The organism is Streptomyces sp. NA04227 (genome assembly GCF_013364195.1).
GTDB lineage: Bacteria > Actinomycetota > Actinomycetes > Streptomycetales > Streptomycetaceae > Streptomyces.
Map to the genome: position 1 here is coordinate 227,457 of NZ_CP054918.1, position 20,104 is coordinate 247,560.

2 protein-coding genes are annotated in these 20,104 nt (G+C 72.7%); both read right to left on the minus strand.

Going from position 1 to position 20,104, the window contains the following annotated elements; genetic code table 11:
• Positions 1-16: 16 nt before the first annotated feature.
• Positions 17-8,224: a type I polyketide synthase gene (locus tag HUT18_RS00835; RefSeq protein WP_176096861.1), complete on the minus strand. Its 8,208-nt coding sequence runs from the start codon at positions 8,222-8,224 to the stop codon at positions 17-19.
• A gap of 22 nt (positions 8,225-8,246) precedes the next feature.
• A complete protein-coding gene (locus HUT18_RS00840) occupies positions 8,247-20,072 on the minus strand; it encodes a type I polyketide synthase (protein WP_176096863.1) in 11,826 nt (3,941 codons plus the stop codon).
• Positions 20,073-20,104: the final 32 nt, after the last annotated feature.

Sequence of the window (20,104 nt, forward strand, 5' to 3'; positions counted from 1 at the left end):
TGGCGGGGGCCGACGGCTAGGACTTGCCGAGCTCGTCGTGGATGAGCGCGAAGATCTCCTCGGCCGACGCGGACGCCAAGTCGTCGTGGGCGTCGGTCGTTTCGCCGTGCTGCTCGGTGGCGCCCCACTTGGTCAGGAGCACCTGGAGCCGTCCGGCGATGCGGTGCCGGGCGGCCTCGTCGGGAGCGAGGCGGGTGAGCGTCGCGTCGATACGGTCGAGGTCGGCGAGCACCGTCGTGTCGCTGCCCGCCTCGTCGACGACGAGGTTCTGCCGCAGGTGCGCGGCCAGCGCCCCGGGGGTCGGGTGGTCGAAGAGGAGGGTGGCCGAGAGCCGCAGGCCGGTCTCGGTGGCGATCCGGTTGCGCAGTTCGACGGCGGTAAGGGAGTCGAAGCCCAGGTCCTTGAAGGGGCGAGCCTCCTGAACTGCCTCGGCCGTACGGTGCCCGAGCACCGCCGCGGCCTGGGCGCGTACCAGTTCCACCAGGAGGTGCTGCTGGTCGGCCTGCGAGGCGGCGCCCAGCTTCTCCAGGAGTGCTGCCGCGGTGGCGGTGTCGCCGCCCGCCGCTGCCTGCTCGTCCTCCTCCAACACGGCCTTGACCGCCGGGAGTTCGGCGATCAGCGGGCTGTGCCGCATGGCCGTGAAGGTCGGCGCGAACAGCGACCAGTCGACGTCGGCCACACCGACCGTGGTCTCGTCGAGGTCGAGTGCCTGCTGAAGCGCGGCGATGGCGGTACCCGGCGCGATTCCGATGACACCACGGCGCCGCAGGTGCTCGTCGATGTCCTCGGAGGCCGCCATGCCCGCCTCCGCCCAGGGGCCCCAGGCGACCGCGGTGGCGGCCAGGCCCTGGGCACGGCGCCGCTCGGCGAGGGCGTCGAGGTGGGCGTTGGCGGCCGCGTAGGCGGCCTGACCGCCACTGCCCCACATGCCCGCACTGGAGGCGAACAGCACGAAAGCGTCCAGGGTGATGCCGAGTTCGGCGGTCACCTCGTGCAGCAGATCGGCGGCGACGGCCTTGGGCCGCAGTACGTGGGCCAGGTGCTCGCCGGTCACCTCGTCCATGAAGCCGTTGTCGGAGACACCGGCCGCGTGGACCACGGCGGTCAGCGGCTGCTCGGCCGGGATGCTCCGCAGCAGCCCGGTGAGCTGTGCGCGGTCCGACACGTCGCAGGCGGCCAGCGTGACCTTGGTACCCAACTCCTCAAGGCCGGCGGCAAGTTCACGCGCGCCGGGCGCCTCGGCACCCCTGCGGCTGGTGAGCACCAGGTGCGGCGCCCCGCGCTCGGCGAGCCAGCCCGCGAGGCGGCTGCCGAGGGCGCCGGTGCCTCCGGTGACGAGCACGGTGCCCGTGGGACGCCAGGGTTCGGTCCTGCGGTCGGCCGGTACCGGTGCGGTGCGCAGGCGGCGGACCTGAACTCCCGAGGCACGTACGGCCACTTGGTCCTCGCCGTCACCCGCGGCGAGCACCGCTGCCAGGTGGTCGAGGGCACGCCGGTCGGGCGCGGCGGGCAGGTCGACGAGCCCGCCCCAGCGGTCCGGGTACTCCAGGGCGGCGACCCGCCCGAGCGCCCAGACCTGGGCCTGGCAGCCGGTGCCGTCGGCCACCGGGTCGGCGGGCGAGGTGGAGATGCCCGCGGTGGTGAGGTTCCACAGCGGCGCGGTCACGGCAGCGTCGCCGAGGGCCTGGGCCAGGGCTGCGGTTCCGGCGAGGGCTGCGCTCACGCCGGGGTGAGCGGAGTGCGGGCGTGCGTCGAGCGCCAGGAGCGAGAGCACTCCGGTCGGCGCCTCGTCGGCCCGGGCCGTGAACTCGGCTGCCCAGTCCCGGCGTTCAGCGGCGGTGGCGTCCAGCTCGACAATCCTGGCCTCGGCGCCGTACGCCCCGAGCACGGCCATGACTTCCTTGCCCAGCGCCTCGGCCCGGTCGACGCCCGTGGGCACGACGACCCACCAAGCCCCTTCCAGCCGGGGCGAGTTGGCGGCGGACCAGGGCTTCCAGGTGATCCGGTAGCGCCAGGAGTCGATGAGCGCCTGCTCCTGGTTGCCCTTGCGCCAGGTCGACAGCGCGGGCAGTACGGCACGCAGCGCACTGTCGTCCGGCAGCCGGAGCGTCCCGGCCAGCGACTCCAGATCCTCCCGCTCGACCGCGTCCCAGAACCGCCCGTCGGTCTCACTCACTTCACCGGCCGCCCTGTCCGGGGCCTCCAGCCAGTAGCGCTGCCGCTGGAAGGGGTAGGTGGGCAGGTCGACGGTGCGGTGGGGGCCGCCCGTGAACAGCGCGCTCCAGTCGACGTCGAGTCCACGGGTCCAGGCGTCGCCGAGAGCGGTCAGGAAGGCTTCCGGCTCGGGGCGGTCCTTGCGCAGGACCGGTACGAGGAGCCCGTCGAAATCCTCGGGCAGGCTTTCCTGGGCCATGGCGGTGAGTACACCGTCGGGGCCCAACTCGATGAAACGGGACACACCGTGTTCGGTCAGGAAAGCGATGCCGTCGGCGAAACGGACCGCACGGCGGACATGCTCGACCCAATAGTCGGCATCAAAGTCGCGGACCTGCTCCCCGGTCAGGTTGGACACCACCGGAATCACCGGTGCGCTGTACGTCAACTCCGCGGCTACCGACCGGAATTCGTCGAGCATGGGTTCCATCAGCGGCGAATGGAAAGCGTGCGAGACACGCAGACGCTTCGTCTTACGGCCGCTGGCCGAAAGCTTCTCCGCGACCTCCAGTACCGCGGCTTCCTCACCCGAAATCACCACCGACTCGGGACCGTTGACCGCAGCGACATCCACCCTGCCCTCGAACTCACCGAGCAACGCGCGCACTTCAGACTCCGAAGCACGCACGGAAACCATCGCACCGCCCTCCGGCAGCGCCTCCATCAGACGACCACGCGCAGCAACCAACCTGCACGCATCCGCCAGCGAAAGCACACCCGCCACATGCGCCGCAGCCAACTCACCAATCGAATGACCAGCCACGAAATCCGCACGCAGACCGAAAGACTCAACAAGCCGGAACAACGCAACCTCAACCGCGAACAAAGCAGGCTGAGTCGTACCCGTACGATCCAGCTCCCCGCCCTCAGCCCGGAAGATCCGCTCCTTCAGATCCCCCAAATCCCCCTGCTGAGCCGCGAACTGAGCGCACACCTCATCGAACGCCGCCGCAAACACCGGCTGCGCCTCGTACAACTCACGCCCCATACCCGCCCGCTGCGCCCCCTGCCCCGAGAACAGGAAGGCGAGGGAGCCGGACGCGGCGATGCCGTGCACGGTGCCGGGGGCGTTGGTTCCGTCCGCGAGGGCGTCCAGTCCGGCGAGGATGTCGGTCTGCCCGGCGGCGAGGACCGCGGCGCGGAAGTCGAGCCGGGCGCGGCCCGAGTGCAGGGCGGAGGCGATCTCGGCGGCGGGCAGTTCGGGCGTCGCGGTGACGAAGTCCCGTAGGCGGCGGGCCTGTTCGCGCAGGGCGTCCGGAGTGCGTGCGGACAGCAGCCAGGGCAGTACGCCGTGCTGCGGTGCCGTGCCCCCGGCCCCGTCCTCGGCCTGGGTCTCCGGCGCGGTCTCCGTGGCAGGGGCCTGCTCGACGATGACGTGGGCGTTGGTACCGCTGACGCCGAAGGAGGAGACGCCCGCGCGGCGCGGGCGGCCGGTCTCGGGCCAGTCGGTGGGCGAGGTCAGCAGGGACACCGCGCCGGCCGTCCAGTCGACGTGCGGGGTGGACTCATCGGCGTACAGGGTGCGCGGCAGCTTGCCGTGGTGCATCGCCATGACCATCTTCATGACACCGGCGACGCCCGCGGCGGCCGAGGTGTGGCCGATGTTCGACTTGATGGAGCCGAGCAGCAACGGCCGCTCCTCGGGCCGCTCTTGACCGTAGGTGGCGAGCAGGGCCTGGGCCTCGATCGGGTCGCCCAGGGCCGTGCCGGTGCCGTGTGCCTCGACGGCGTCCACGTCGGCCGGGGTCAGCCGGGCGTTGGCCAGGGCCTGCCGGATGACACGCTGCTGCGAGGGGCCGTTCGGGGCCATCAGGCCGTTGCTGGCGCCGTCCTGGTTGGTAGCCGAACCCCGGACGACGGCGAGCACCTTGTGCCCGTTGCGCTGGGCGTCGGAGAGGCGCTCCAGGAGGAGCACGCCCGCACCCTCCGACCAGGCCGTACCGTCGGCCTCGGCGGAGAAGGCCTTGCAGCGACCGTCCTTGGCGAGGCCCCGCTGACGGCTGAACTCGACGAACAGATCGGGCGTCGGCATCACGGTCACGCCCGCGGCGAGCGCGAGGCCGCACTCGCCCTGGCGCAGCGACTGCGCGGCCAGGTGCATGGCCACCAGCGAGGAGGAGCAGGCCGTGTCGACGGTGACGGCCGGACCCTCCAGGCCGAAGGTGTAGGCGATGCGGCCGGAGATGACGCTGGTGAGGTTGCCGGTGAGGGAGTAGCCCTCGGCGCCCTCGCCCATGGTCTGCAGACCGCCGAAGTAGCCGGGCTGGGTGGCACCGGCGAAGACACCGGTGGGGGTGCCCTTGACACTGGCGGGGTCGATGCCCGCGCGTTCGAAGACCTCCCAGGCGGTCTCCAGGACGAGCCGCTGCTGCGGGTCCATCGCCAGGGCCTCGCGCGGCGAGATACCGAAGAAGGCCGGGTCGAACTCGGCGGCGTCGTAAAGGAATCCGCCCTCACGGACGTATGTCGTGCCCGGGTGGTCGGGGTCCGGGTGGTACAGCGCGTCGAGGTCCCAGCCACGGTCCTCGGGGAAGCCGGAGATGACGTCCGCACCGGTGTCGACGAGGCGCCACAGGTCCTCGGGCGAGCGGACCCCGCCCGGGTAGCGGCAGGCCATCCCGACGATGGCGATCGGTTCGTCGTACGCGGCGGACGCGGTCTGGACGACGGTGGCCGCCGTGTTCTCGCCGAGCACCTCGGCCCGTACGAAGGCTGCGACGGCCGCCGGGGTCGGGTAGTCGAAGGCGAAGGCGGCGGGCAGGCGCAGACCGGTGGCGTTGTTGATGCGGTTGCGCAGGTTGACCGCGGCCAGCGAGTCGAACCCGAGCTCCCGGAAGGCCCGTTCGGCGTCGATGGCGTCCTTGCCGCCGTGTCCGAGGACGGCCGCGGCGTGCGAACGGACCAGTTCGAGGACGGTGCGCAGCTGCTCGGCCTCGGGCAGGTCGCGCAGTCGCTCGCGCAGAGCGGCGGCGGCCTCGGAGTCGGCGGGGCCGGGCCCGGCGCGCAGGGCTTCCAGGGCCTGGCGGGTCTCGGGCGCCCTGCGCCGCCGCAGCCAGGCGGCCATCTCCGGCAGGGCCTCGCGCAGCGGACGTTCGGCATCGATCTCCAGAGTGCCGACGAGGGAGTCGACGTCCTCCTCGTCGATGGCCCGCCAGAACTCCTCCTCCGCCTCGTCGCGACTGCCCAGCTCCGGGGTCAGCCAGAAGTGGCGGCGCTGGAAGGCGTAGGTGGGCAGGTCGACCGTTTCGGCGGACCGACCGGCGAACAGCGGGGACCAGTCGGGTTCCACGCCACGGGTCCACGCCTCGGCGAGCGCGGCGAGGAAGGCCTCCGGCTCGGGGCGGTCTTTGCGCAGGGCCGGAACCAGGAGCCCGTCGAAGTCCTCGGGCAGGCATTCCTGGGCCATGGCGGTGAGTACGCCGTCGGGGCCCAACTCAATGAAACGGGACACACCGTGTTCGGCGAGGAAAGCGATGCCGTCGGCGAAACGGACCGCACGGCGAACATGCTCGACCCAATAGTCGGCGTCAAAGTCGCGGACCTGCTCCCCGGTCAGGTTGGACACCACCGGAATCACCGGTGCGCTGTACGTCAACTCGGCGGCTACCGAACGGAATTCGTCCAGCATCGGCTCCATCAGCGGCGAATGGAAAGCGTGTGAGACACGCAGACGCTTCGCCTTACGGTCGCTCGCGGACAGCTTCTCCGCAATCGCCAATACGGCGGCTCCCTCACCCGAAACCACCACCGACTCGGGACCGTTGACCGCAGCGACATCCACCCGGCCCTCGAACTCCCCGAGCAGCTCCCGCACTTCAGACTCCGAAGCACGCACGGAAACCATCGCACCGCCCTCGGGCAATGCCTCCATCAGACGACCACGCGCCGCAACCAACCTGCACGCATCCGCCAGCGAAAGCACACCCGCCACATGCGCCGCAGCCAACTCACCAATCGAGTGACCAGCCACGAAATCCGCACGCAGACCGAAAGACTCAACAAGCCGGAACAACGCAACCTCAACCGCGAACAAAGCAGGCTGAGTCGTACCCGTACGATCCAGCTCCTCGCCCTCGGCGTGGAAGATCCGCTCTTTCAACCCGTCACCGAACGCGGCGCACACCTCGTCGAAGGCGGCGGCGAACACCGGTTCGGCGGCGTGCAGTTCGCGGCCCATGCCGATGCGCTGGGCGCCCTGCCCGGAGAAAAGGAAGGCGAGTTTGCCGAGGCGGGCGGCGCCTTCGGTGACGGCCGGATTCGGGGTGCCCTCGGCCAGGTCTCGGAGGGCCGCGGTGAAGTCCGCGGTGTCGTCGGCGAGGACCAGGGCGCGGTGTTCCAGGGCGGCGCGAGTGGTCAGGAGCGAGGTGGCGACGGCGGCCGGTTCGGCGGGCGACTCGGTCAGATGGGCCAGGAGCTTCGCGGCCTGGGCGCGGACCGCGGCGGCGCTGCGGCCGGAGAGTACCCAGGGCAGCGTCCCGCCGGACCGGTTCTGCTGAGCGGCCAAGTCACCAGTGTTGTGGGCCTTGTTGGCGTCGTTGGCGTTGTCGATGCCCTCGGCGTGCGCGGCGTCTTCCGTGTCACCCGCGCCTTCGGCACCTTCGGCGTTCTCGGCCGCCGGGGCCTGTTCCACGATGACGTGGGCGTTGGTGCCGCTGATGCCGAAGGAGGAGACACCCGCGCGGCGGGGGTGGTCGGTCTCGGGCCATGCGGTGGCGTCGTTGAGCAGACGGACCGTGCCCGGGGACCAGTCGACCTCGGGGGTGGGCGTCTCGGCGTGGAGGGTCTTGGGCAGGGTGCCGTGGCGCATCGCCATGACCATCTTGATGACGCCCGCGACACCGGCCGCGGCGGCGGTGTGGCCGATGTTCGACTTCACGGAGCCGAGCAGCAGCGGCCGTTCGGCCGGGCGGCCCTGGCCGTAGGTGGCGAGCAGGGCCTGGGCCTCGATCGGGTCGCCGAGGGCGGTGCCGGTGCCGTGTGCCTCGACGGCGTCCACGTCGGCCGGGGTCAGCCGGGCGCTGGCGAGTGCCGCCTCGATGACGCGTTGCTGGGACGGGCCGTTGGGGGCGGTCAGCCCGCTGCTGGCGCCGTCCTGGTTGATGGCGGAGCCGCTGACGACGCCGAGGACACGGTGGCCGTTGCGGCGGGCGTCGGACAGGCGCTCCAGGAGGAGCACGCCGACGCCCTCGCCCCAGACGGTGCCGTCGGCGTCGGCGGAGAAGGCCTTGCAGCGGCCGTCCCTGGCAAGCCCGCGCTGGCGGCTGAACTCCTGGAACAGCCAGGGGTTGGGCATCACGGTGACGCCGCCGGCGAGTGCCATGGTGCACTCCTCGGCGCGCAGTGCCTGGGTCGCCCAGTGGATCGCCACCAGCGAGGAGGAGCAGGCGGTGTCGACGGTGACGGCGGGGCCTTCGAGGCCGAAGGTGTAGGCGACCCGGCCGGAGATGACGCTGTTGACGTTGCCGGTGAGGGTGTAGCCCTCGACCTCCTGGTGCGGAGTGCCGGTGCCGCCGCCGAGGTAGCCGGGGTTGCCCGCGCCGACGAAGACGCCGGTGCGGCTGCCCTTGACGGTGGTCGGGTCGATCCCGGCGCGTTCGAAGACCTCCCAGGAGGACTCCAGGAACAGCCGCTGCTGCGGGTCCATGGCGAGCGCCTCGCGGGGCGGGATGCCGAAGAACTCCGCGTCGAAGGCGGCCGCGTCGTGGACGAAGCCGCCCTCGCGCACATAGCTGCGCCCGGGGGCGTCCGGGTCGGGGTCGTAGAGGCCGTCCAGGTCCCAGCCGCGGTCCTCCGGGAAGGCGACGATGCCGTCGCCGCCGGAGGCGACCAGTTTCCACAGCTGCTCGGGCGAGTCGACCCCGCCCGGGTAGCGGCAGGCCATGCCGACGATCGCCACCGGTTCCTGGGCCCTGGCCTCGACGGCCTGCAGCCTCCTGCGGGTCTGCTGCAGGTCGGCGGTGACGAGCTTCAGGTAGTCACGGAGCTTCTGTTCGTTGCTGGCGCTGGCCATCTGGGCGCTGCCTCCGGTGGGATCAGTTGAGGCCGAGTTCGTTCTCGATCAGGGCGAACATTTCGTCGTCGGTGGCCGCGTCGATCTCGGTGGCACCGTCGGAGGCCTTCGCCTCCGGGTCGGTCTCGGGCTCGGTCTTGTCGAACTTCCAGAGCAGGGAGCGCAGCCGCTTGACGGCCCGGTCCCGGCCTTCGCTGCCGGCCGGAAGCGCGGCGAGCGCCGCCTCCCACTCGGCCATCGCGCCGAGTACGGCGCCGTCCGCCGCGTCCGCCGCGTCCCCGCCCTCGGGCTTGAACTCGTGGAGCAGATGCGCCGCGAGCGCCGCCGGTGAGGGGTGGTCGAAGATCAGCGTGGTGGGCAGGCGCAGCCCGGTGGCGGCGCCGAGTCCGTTGCGCAGTTCGACCGCGGTGAGCGAGTCGAAGCCGAGGTCGAGGAAGCCGCGTCCGGTGTCGATGGCCGCCGGGTCCGGGTGGGCGATGACGGTGGCCACGTGGGTGCGCACCAGGTCGAGCAGTGCCTCGGCACGCTCCTCCTGGTCGAGCCCGGCGAGCCTGCGCCCGAGTTTCGCGGCCCCGTTCGCCGTCGCCGTCGTGGTGGCGGCCCGGCGCACGGAACCTCGTACGAGACCCTTGAGGAGGCCCGGCAGCCTGCCCGCCTCCGCCTGTGAGCGCAGTGCGGCGGCGTCCAGGTGGACGGCCGCGAGGAGCGGTTCCTCGCGCCTGCCCGCCTCGTCGAACAGGGCTAGGCCCCGCGCGGTCGGCAGCGGCAGGACACCGCCGCGGTTCATCCGCGCCAGGTCGGCCGCCGCGAGCTGTGCGGTCATGCCGCTGAACTCGGCCCACTGGCCCCAGGCGAGGGAGACTCCGGGCAGGCCCGTGGCCCTGCGGTGGGCGGCGAGTGCGTCCAGGAAGGTGTTGGCGGCGGCGTAGTTGGCCTGGCCGGGGCCGCCGATGACGCCCGCGACGGAGGAGTACAGGACGAAGGCGGTCAGGTCCTTGTCGCGGGTCAGCTCGTGCAGATTGAGCGCGGCGTCGACCTTCGGCCGCATGGCACGGTCGATCCGCTCGGGCGTCTGAGCGCCGATCACGCCGTCGTCGACGACACCGGCGGTGTGCACGACGGCACGCAGCGGGTACGCGGCCGGAATCGCCGCAAGCACGTCGGCGAGCCGGTCACGGTCGGCGGCGTCACAGGCCACGACCTCCGCCCGCGCACCCAACTCACCCAGTTCCGCGACGAGTTCGGCCGCACCCGGCGCCTCGGGACCACGACGGCCCGCGAGCAGCAGATGACGTACGCCGTGCTCGGTCACCAAGTGCCTGGCGACCAGGGCACCCAGCGTGCCCGTACCGCCCGTGACCAGGACCGTGCCGTCGGCGTCCCAGCCCTGCGGCACCGTCAGCACGATCTTGCCGACGTGCTTGGCCTGCGACATGAACCGGAAGGCCTCGCCGGCCCTGCGTACGTCCCAGGAGCGGACCGGCAGCGGGCTGAGCGCGCCGGACTCGAAGAGGCGGGCGAGTTCGGCGAGCATCTCGCCGATACGGTCGGGGCCCGCGCCCTCGACCATGTCGAAGGCCTGGTAGGTGACGCCCGGGTGGGCGGCGGCGACCTCCTGCGGGTCGCGCACGTCGGTCTTGCCCATCTCCAGGAACCGTCCGCCGCGCGGCAGCAACCGCAGGGAGGCGTCGACGAGTTCACCGGCCAGGCAGTCCAGGACCACATCCATGCCACGGCCTTCGGTCGCGGCCGCGAACTCCTCCTCGAAGGCGGCGCTGCGCGAGGAGGCGATGTGCCGCTCGTCCAGGCCGAGTTCGCGCAGGGTGTCCCACTTGCCCTCGCTCGCGGTGCCGTAGACCTCGGCGCCCAGATACCGTACGAGCTGGACGGCGGCCATGCCGACCCCACCCGCCGCCGCGTGCACCAGGACCTTCTCCCCCGCCTTGAGACCGGCGAGGTCGACAAGCCCGTAGTAGGCGGTGAGGAAGACGGTGGGGATGGCCGCGGCCTGTTCGAAGGTCCAGCCCTCGGGGATCTCGACCACCAGGCGGTGGTCGACCACGGCGACCGGTCCGAACGCGCCGCGGATCAGCCCGGTGACCCGGTCGCCCACGGCGAATCCGGTCACCCCGGGGCCGACCTCGGTCACGACGCCCGCGCCCTCGTTGCCCATCCGGGCCAGGCCCGGGTACATGCCGAGCGCGATCAGCACATCGCGGAAGTTGAGCCCGGCCGCGCGTACCGCGACCCTGATCTCCCCCTCCGCCAGCGGCATTTCGGCCGCCTGCGAGGGAACGAACGCGAGGTCCTCGAAGGTGCTGCCGCCGCTGTTGAGGATCCAGGACCCGTCGGCGGGCAGCGCGGACACGCCGCCCGGCGCACCGGCCCGCACCAGACGTGGCGCGAGCAGCGCGCCCTCGCGCACCGCGAGCTGCGACTCGTCCGCGGCGAACACCGCGTCGGGCAGCGGCTCGGTCCACTCGGCGTCGCTGTCGGCGAGGACGAAGCGTCCGGGATTCTCGGCCTGTGCGGCGCGGATCAGACCCCACACCGGCGCCTGCGCCAGCGCGCTCACGTCCGCGCCGTGCCGGACGGCGACCGCGTCACGGGTGCGTACGACGAGGCGTACGCCCGTCAGGCGCTCGTCGCCGAGCCACTCCTGTACGGCCGCGAGCACCTCGGCGGTGGTCTCGCGGGCGCGGGTGGCGAGAGCGCCGTCGCCGTCAGCGGGCTCGGAGACGCCGAACTCGGGAACATCAAGGACCACGGCGTCCGGGAGCCGTCCGCCCGCGTCGACGGCGGCGAGCAGCGCGGCAACGGTCTCGTGGCTCTCCTGGTACGGGGCCTGCGGGGTTCCGGCGGCGCCGACACGTACGCGGTACTGGTCCGCACCCGTGACCGTGGCACCGGCGGTGGTCGCCGGGGTCCAGTCGAGGCGGTAGAGGTGCTCGCTGCCGCCGCCCTGGGTACGGGCGGCAGCGGCGAGCTGTTCGACCGGTACCGGGCGGGTGGCGAGGTTGTCGACGGTGAGCACCGGGTTTCCGGCCGGATCGGCGATGTCCAGGGTGAGCGAGTCCGGGCCTGACGGTGCCACCCGGACCCTCAACCGGGCGGCACCGACGGCGTGCAGCCGCACGCCGTTCCAGGAGAAGGGCAGCCGTACCTGCCCCTCGGGCGTGTCCCGACCGGCGAGCGCGAGCCCGTGCAGCGCAGCGTCGAGCAGGGCCGGATGCAGAGCGAACCGACCCGCCTCGTCCTGCTGCGCATCGGGCAGCTCCACCTCGGCGAACACCTGGTCACCGTCGCTCCGACGCCATACCTTGGCCAACCCCTGAAAGGCCGGTCCGTACCCGTATCCGGATTCGGCGAGCCCCGCATAGAACCCGTCGAGGGACACCTCCTCGGCGCCCGCGGGGGGCCAGGCGGTGAGCGCGGCAGGGCTCTCGGAAACACCCGTGACAAGGCGTCCCTCGGCGTGCCGGACCCAGACGGCGTCCGTGTCCTCGGGCCTGGAGTGGACCGAGACCGGCCTGCCGCCGTCCTCCTCGACGGCGCCGACGAGCACCTGAAGCTGCACCCCACCCTGCGCGGGCAGGATCAGGGGTGCCTCAAGGGTCAGCTCCTCCACACCGCCGCGGCCGACCTCCTCGCCCGCCCGCAGGGCGAGTTCGACAAAGGCGGTACCGGGCAGCAGCACGCTCCCGCCCACCGCGTGGTCGGCCAGCCAGGGATGGCTCTGCAACGACAGTCGTCCCGTGAGCAGGACCTGCCCGCCGTCCGCGGGCACCACCGTGGCACCGAGCAGAGGGTGCCCGGCCGCGCCGAGCCCCGCCGCGACCACATCGGCGGCCGCCGCGCGCGCCCGCTTGGGCCAGTAGCGCTGCCTCTGGAACGGATACGTCGGCAGGTCCACGGGGACCTGCTCACGGCCCTCGAAGACGGGCGCCCAGTCGACGTCGAGTCCACGCGTCCAGGCGTCGCCGAGAGCGGTCAGGAAGGCTTCCAGTTCCGGGCGGTCCTTGCGCAGGACCGGTACGAGGAGCCCGTCGAAATCCTCGGGCAGGCTTTCCTGGGCCATGGCGGTGAGTACACCGTCGGGGCCCAGCTCGATGAAGCGGGACACACCGTGTTCGGTCAGGAAAGCGATGCCGTCAGCGAAACGCACCGCACGGCGGACATGCTCTACCCAATAGTCGGCATCGAAGTCACGGACATGTTCGCCGGTCAGGTTGGACACCACCGGAATCACCGGTGCGCTGTACGTCAACTCGGCGGCTACGGAACGGAACTCGTCGAGCATCGGCTCCATCAGCGGTGAATGGAAGGCGTGCGAGACACGCAAACGCTTCGTCTTACGACCGCTGGCCGAAAGCCTCTCCGCAACCTCCAGTACCGCGGCTTCCTCACCCGAAACCACCACCGACTCAGGGCCGTTGACCGCAGCGACATCCACCCGGCCCTCGAACTCACCCAGCAGCGCCCGCACTTCGGACTCCGAAGCACGCACGGAAACCATCGCACCGCCCTCCGGCAGCGCCTCCATCAGACGACCACGCGCGGCAACCAACCTGCACGCGTCAGCCAGCGAGAGCACTCCCGCCACATGCGCGGCAGCCAACTCACCAATCGAATGACCGGCAACGAAATCTGCACGCAGACCGAAAGACTCGGCAAGCCGGAACAACGCAACCTCAACCGCGAACAAGGCAGGCTGAGTCGTACCCGTACGGTCCAGCTCCTCGCCCTCAGCCCGGAAGATCCGCTCCTTCAGATCCCCCAAATCCCCCTGCTGAGCCGCGAACTGGGCGCACACCTCATCGAACGCCGCCGCGAACACCGGCTGCGCCTCGTACAACTCACGCCCCATACCCGCCCGCTGTGCCCCCTGCCCCGAGAACAGGAACGCGAGCTTTCCGGGCTTCGGGGCCGACTGGGAGAGACCGGGTGCGCGCTTGCCCTCCGCGAGGGCCGCGAGTGCGGTGAGGAGTTGGTCGCGGTCGGTGGCCGTGACGACGGCACGGTGTTCCAGGGCGGAACGGGTGCGGGTGAGTGCCAAGGCGACGTCGGCGAGGCCGAGTTCGGGCTCGGTGCTCAGGTGGGAGTGGAGCCTGCCGGCCTGGGCGCGCAGGGCGGGTTCGCCGCGGCCGGAGAGGATCCAGGGCAGCGGTCCGGTGGACTCGGCCTCGGTGGCGGCGGGGTCGACGGGCGGGGCGGGTACGGGCCGGGGCTGGGGTGCGGCCTCCAGGACGACGTGGGCGTTGGTGCCGCTGGCGCCGAAGGAGGAGACGCCCGCGCGGCGCGGACGGTCGCTGTCCGGCCATGCGACGGACTCGGTGAGGAGTTCGACGGCGCCCTCGGACCAGTCGATGTGCGGCGAGGGCTCGTCCACGTGCAGGGTCCTGGGCAGGACGCCGTGCCGCATGGCCTGCACCATCTTGATGACGCCCGCGACACCGGCCGCGGCCTGGGCGTGGCCCATGTTGGACTTGATGGAGCCCAGCCACAGGGGCCGGTCCTCGGCGCGGTCCTGGCCGTAGGTGGCGAGCAGGGCCTGGGCCTCGATCGGGTCGCCGAGGGTGGTGCCGGTGCCGTGCGCCTCCACCGCGTCCACGTCGCGGGGGCTCAACCCGGCGTTGGCCAGGGCCTGTTCGATCACGCGCTGCTGGGACGGGCCGTTGGGCGCGGTGAGTCCGTTGCTCGCGCCGTCCTGGTTGACCGCGGAGCCGCGCAGGACGGCGAGCACTTGGTGGCCGTTGCGTTCGGCGTCGGAGAGGCGCTCCAGGAGCAGGACGCCCGCGCCCTCGGACCAGCCGGTGCCGTCGGCCGCGGCGGAGAAGGACTTGCAGCGGCCGTCGGCGGACAGGCCGCGCTGACGGCTGAACTCGACGAAGACGCCCGGGGTCGCCATCACCGTGACACCGCCCGCGAGGGCGAGCCCGCACTCCCCCGCGCGCAGGGCCTGGGCGGCCAGATGCATGGCCACCAGCGAGGACGAGCAGGCCGTGTCGACACTGACGGCGGGGCCTTCGAGGCCGAAGGCGTAGGAGAGGCGGCCGGAGATGACGCTGCCGGAGGTGCCGGTCAGGACATAGCCCTCGGCGCTGTCGGCGGCCTGCTCCACGTGGCTGGCGTAGTCGTGGTACATGACGCCGGCGAAGACGCCGGTACGGCTGCCCTTGAGTCCGAGCGGGTCGAGGCCCGCGCGTTCGAACGCCTCCCAGGTGGTCTCCAGAAGCAGCCGCTGCTGCGGGTCCATGGTGACGGCTTCGCGCGGTGAGATCCCGAACAGTTCGGGGTCGAAGTCGGCGGCGTCGTAGAGGAATCCGCCGCTGCGGGTGTACGAGCTGCCGGGGCGCAGGCCCTGCGGGTCGTACAGGTTCTCCAGGTCCCAGCCGCGGTCCTCGGGGAACGCGGAGACCGCGTCACGGCCCTCGGCGACCAGGTTCCACAGGTCCTCGGGCGAGGTGACGCCGCCCGGGTAGCGGCAGGCCATCGCGACGATCGCGATCGGTTCGTCGGCGTACGCGGCGGTGGCGGCGGGACGCTCCGGTGCGGGTCGCCCGGTGGCGAGCAGCGTGGTGAGCACGTGCCGGGCCAGGGCGCCGGGGCTGGGGTGGTCGAAGACGAGGGTGGCGGGGAGCTTGAGTCCGGTGGCGGCGCCGAGCCGGTTGCGCAGTTCGACGGCGGTCAGCGAGTCGAAGCCGAGTTCCTTGAAGGCCCGGTCGGCTTCGATGGCCTCGGGGTCGTCGTGGCCGAGCACCGCCGCGACAAGTCCCCTGACCAGACTGAGGAGTTCACGTTCCTGCTCGGCGGGGGCCAGGGCCGCGATCCGCTCGCCGAGCGAGGAACCGCCCGTGGTGGTGTTGTCGACGGTGCGTCGGGCCGGGACCCGTACCAGGGAGCGGAACAGGTGGGGCAGCAGACCGGAGTCGGCACGCCTGCGCAGCGCGGCGGAATCCAGTGGTACGCAGACCAGGAGCGCTTCGCCGGTGTGCGAGGACGCCGAGTCCAGTGCGGCGAGGCCCTGTTCGGGCGCGAGCGGGAGGTATCCGGCGCGGGCCGCCCAGGCGATCGCCTCCCCATCCTGGGCCTGTTCGGCCAGTCCTGCGCCCTGCCACTGGCCGAAGGCGAGCGAGACGGCGGGGCGTCCCTCGGCGCGGCGGTGGGCGGCGAGGGCGTCCAGGAAGGCGTTCGCGGCGGCGTAGTTGGCCTGCCCGGGGTTGCCGAAGGCTCCGGCGGCGGAGGAGAACAGGACGAAGGCGTCCAGGTCCAGGTCGCGGGTGAGTTCGTGCAAGTGCCAGGCGGCGTCCGCCTTGGGCCGCAGTACGCGGTCCAGTTGCTCGGTGGTGAGGGTGCCGAGCAGGGCGTCGTCGAGTACGCCCGCCGCGTGCACGACGCCGCTGAGGGGACGCTCGGCGGGGACGGTCGCCAGGAGTGCGGCGAGCTGCTCGCGGTCGGCGACGTCGCACGAGGCCACCGCCGCCGAGGCGCCCAACTCGCCGAGTTCGGCGACGAGTTCGGTCACGCCCGGGGTGTCCTTGCCGCGCCGTCCGGTGAGCAGGACGTGGCGTACTCCGTGTTCGGTGACCAGGTGCCGGGCGACCAGGGCACCGAGGGTGCCGGTGCCGCCGGTGATCAGTACGGTGCCGTCCGGGTTCCAGCGGGTGCCGGGTTCGGTGGGGGCGTGGCGCTGGAGGCGGGGCGCGAGCATCGTGCCCTCGCGCAGGGCGAGTTCGCTCTCGCCGGTGGCCAGCGCTGCGGGCAGTGCCGCCGTGGAGGCCTCGGTGCTGTCGGTGTCGACGAGCAGGAGGCGGCCGGGGTGCTCGGTCTGCGCCGAGTGCAGCAGTCCGCGTACGGCGGCGAGCGCGAGAGAGGCGGGGGCCTCGGCGGTGCGGGTCTGCACGGCGCCGGTGGTGAGCAGGACGAGCCGGGAGTCGGCGAGCCGCTCCTCGGCGAGCCAGTCCCGCAGCAGGGCGAGGGCTTCGTGGGTGGCGGTGCGGGCGGCCTCGGCGGGCGTACCGGCTTCCGGGCCGAGCCCGAGTGTGGCCAGCACGTAGGACGGCGGGGCGGTGTCCGGGCCGAGTGCGGCGGCCAGTTGGGCGGGGCCGCCGGACGGCAGTTCGGTGAGCGCGGTGGGTTCGACCGGGTCGGTGCCCGGTGTGAGGGTGGTCCACTCGACCCGGTGGAGCACGTCACCGCGCCGGGCGCCGCGCAACTGCCCCTCGGTGACGGGCAGCAGGCTCAGGCCGTCGACGGCGGCGACCGGTGCACCGGAGGTGTCGTAGAGGCCGACCGACAGGTCACCGTCGGCGGTGGGCGTGAGGCGGACGCGCAGGGCCGCGGCGCCGACCGCGTGGAGGGTCGCGCCGCTCCAGGCGAAGGGCAGCCGTACGCCGTCCGTGGCGTCCGCCGTGCCGAGCAGGCTCGCGTGCAGGGCGGCGTCGAGCAGGGCCGGGTGCAGGCCGAACTCCTCGGCGTCGCCATGCTGTTCGGCATCGAGCGCGACCTCGGCGAAGAGTTCCTCGCCGTGCCGCCAGGCGGCCCGCAGGCCGCGGAAGACGGGCCCGTACTCGTAACCCGACTCGGCGGCGTGCGCGTAGAAGTCGGTCAGGTCGACCGGTTCGGCGCCGGTGGGCGGCCACTGGCCGAGGGGTGCGGCGGGAGTGGCGTCCTCGGAGGTGAGGTGGCCTACCGCGTGCCTGGTCCACGGGGCGTCGACGGCGTCTTCGTCGGCCGGGCGGGCGTAGATGCCGAGGCCCCGGCGGCCCTCGGGTCCGGGCTCGCCGACGACGATCTGGATCTGGACGGCGCCGTGTCCGGGCAGGGTCAGGGGCGCTTCGAGGGTGAGGTCGCCCAGGTGCGGGCAGCCCGCCTCCTCGCCCGCACGCAGGGCGAGTTCGACGAAGGCGGTGCCGGGCAGCAGGACGGTGCCGCGCACGGCGTGGTCGGCGAGCCAGGGGTGGCTGTGGGCCGACAGGCGCCCGGTGAGCAGGAACTCGTCGCCGTCGGCGACCCGTACGGTGGCGCCGAGCAGCGGGTGGTCGGCGGCGCCGAGTCCGGCCGCGGCGAGGTCGCCGGAGGCGGCGCCCGCCGGGTCGGCCCAGTAGCGCGACCGCTGGAAGGCGTATGTGGGCAGTTCGGCCGCCGTGACGGCGTGGCCGCCGAATACGGCCTGCCAGTCGGGGGCCAGACCGCGCACCCATGCCTCGGCGAGCGAGGTCACGAAGCGGCGCGGTCCGCCCTCGTCACGGCGCAGCGAGCCGAGGGCGACGGCGGGCAGCCCGCTCGCGTCGATGGTCTCCTGCACGCCGACGGTGAGTACGGGGTGCGCGCTGGCCTCCAGGAAGAAGCCGTGCCCGCGCTCCAGGAGGGCCTGGATGCCTTCCTGGAAGCGGACGGTGCCGCGCAGGTTCGTGTACCAGTACTCGGCGTCCAGTTCGGTGCCCACGGCCACCTTGCCGGTGACCGTCGACAGGAACGGCACGCTCGCCCTGCGCGGGGTGATCCCGGCGAGCGCGCTCAGCACGTCGGCGCGGATCGCCTCGACCTGGGGGCCGTGCGAGGCGTAGTCCACGTTGATGCGGCGGGCGCGTACACCGTCCGCCTCGCAGGCGGCGCCCAGCTCGTCGAGGGCATCGGGTTCGCCCGAAACCACCGTGGACGAGGGGCCGTTGACGGCGGCGACGGCGATACGGCCGGGCCAGGCGGTGACGCGTGCGCGCACCGACTCGGCGTTGTCGGCGACGGACATCATGCCGCCCTTGCCCGCGAGCGCGAGCAGGGCCTTGGCGCGCAGGGCGGAGACCTTCGCGCCGTCCTCCAGGGACAGGGCGCCCGCGACGACGGCGGCGGCGATCTCGCCCTGGGAGTGCCCGACGACGGCCGCCGGGCGCACCCCGCAGGACTGCCACAGTGCGGCCAGCGAGACCATCACGGCCCACAGCACGGGCTGGACGACGTCGACGCGGTCGTAACCCGGTGCGCCCTCGGCGCCGCGTACGACGTCGAGCAGCCGCCAGTCGGCGTACGGGGCGAGCGCACGGTCGCACTCGGCCATGCGGGCGGCGAACACCGGTGAGCTGTCGAGGAGTTCGACGGCCATGCCGGGCCACTGCGAGCCCTGCCCGGGGAAGACGAAGGCGGTCTTGCCCTCGATGTCGGCGAGGCCCTCGACGAGTCCGGCGGCGCTTTCGCCCTCGGCCAGGCGCTCCAGGGTGTCGAGGTGTTCGGCGGTGGTCGCGCCGAGGGAGACGGCACGGTGGGCGAGCGCGGAGCGGGTGGTGGCCAGGCCGAGGCCGGTCGCGGCGGCTTCGGGGGCGGCCGGTGCGGCGGCGAAGGTGCGCAGTTTGGCCGCCTGGCCGCGTACGGCGGCGGCGCTGTGGCCCGCGAGCGGCCAGGCGAGCGCGGTGCCCGCGGCGAAGGGCGCGGTCGCGGGGGCCTGCGGCTCGGGGGTCTTTTCGTCGTCGGCGGCGGCCTGTTCGAGGATGAGGTGCGCGTTGGTGCCGCTGATACCGAAGGCCGAGACGGCGGCGCGGCGCGGGTGGTCGGCGGTGGGCCAGTCGCGGGTGTCGGTGAGCAGTTCGACGGCGCCCGCCGACCAGTCGACGTGCGGGGTGGGCTCGTCGACGTGCAGGGTCTTGGGCAGTACGCCGTTGCGGATCGCCATGGTCATCTTGATGACGCCCGCGATACCCGCCGCCGCGGCGGTGTGCCCGATGTTCGTCTTCAGCGAGCCCAGCCACAGCGGCGCGCCCTCGGGGCGCTCCTTGCCGTACGTGGCGAGCACCGCTTGGGCCTCGATGGGGTCGCCGAGGGTGGTGCCGGTGCCGTGCGCCTCGACCACGTCGACGTCGCGCGGGCGCAGACGTGCGTTGGCGAGGGCTTGGCGTATGACACGTTGCTGGGATGGGCCGTTGGGGGCGGCGAGGCCGTTGCTCGCGCCGTCCTGGTTGGTGGCCGAACCGCGGACGACCGCGAGCACCTTGTGCCCGTTGCGGCGCGCGTCGGACAGCCGCTCCAGGACGAGTACGCCGACGCCCTCGCCCCAGCCCGTGCCGTCCGCGCCGCCCGCGAAGGCCTTGCAGCGGCCGTCCACGGACAGCCCGCGCTGACGGCTGAACTCGACGAACAGGCCGGGCACCGACATCACGGTGACGCCGCCCGCGAGCGCCATCGAGCACTCACCGGCGCGCAGCGCCTGACAGGCCCAGTGCAGGGCGACCAGCGAGGACGAGCAGGCGGTGTCGACGGTGACGGCCGGGCCCTCGAAACCGTAGTGGTAGGCGAGCCGCCCGGAGACGACGCTGCCGGAGGTGCCGGTGAGCGAGTAGCCCTCGGCGCCCTGCTGGCTGTGGCCGCCCACGATGTAGGCGGGGGTGGCCGCGCCGACGTAGACACCGGTCTGGCTGCCCTTGAGGGACAGCGGGTCCAGGCCCGCGCGCTCCAGGGCCTCCCAGGAGGTCTCCATCAGGACGCGCTGCTGCGGGTCCATGGCCAGCGCCTCGCGCGGCGAGATACCGAACAGGCCCGGGTCGAAGTCCGTGGCGTCGTACAGGAATCCGCCCTTGCGGGTGTACGAGGTGCCCGGGTTGTCGGGGTCCGGGTGGTAGAGGCGCTCCAGGTCCCAGCCGCGGTCGTCGGGGAAGGCGGAGATGGCGTCCCCGCCCTCGGACACGAGCTGCCAGAGGTCCTCGGGCGAGCGGACGCCGCCCGGGTAGCGGCAGGCCATGCCGACCAGGGCGATGGGTTCGCCGGTACGGTTCTCGGCCTCGGTGAGGCGTTGCCGGGTCTCGTGCAGTTCGGCGGCAACCCGCTTGAGGGACTCGACAAGCTTGTCCTCGTTCGCCATGCGGCGCGTCCTTCCGTTCTTCGGGTTGCCGG

Coding starts and splice junctions, on each gene's coding strand:
- HUT18_RS00835 (WP_176096861.1), bottom strand. CDS start 8,224: ATGGCCAGCGCCAGCAACGAACAGAAGCTCCGTGACTACCTGAAGCTC.
- HUT18_RS00840 (WP_176096863.1), bottom strand. CDS start 20,072: ATGGCGAACGAGGACAAGCTTGTCGAGTCCCTCAAGCGGGTTGCCGCC.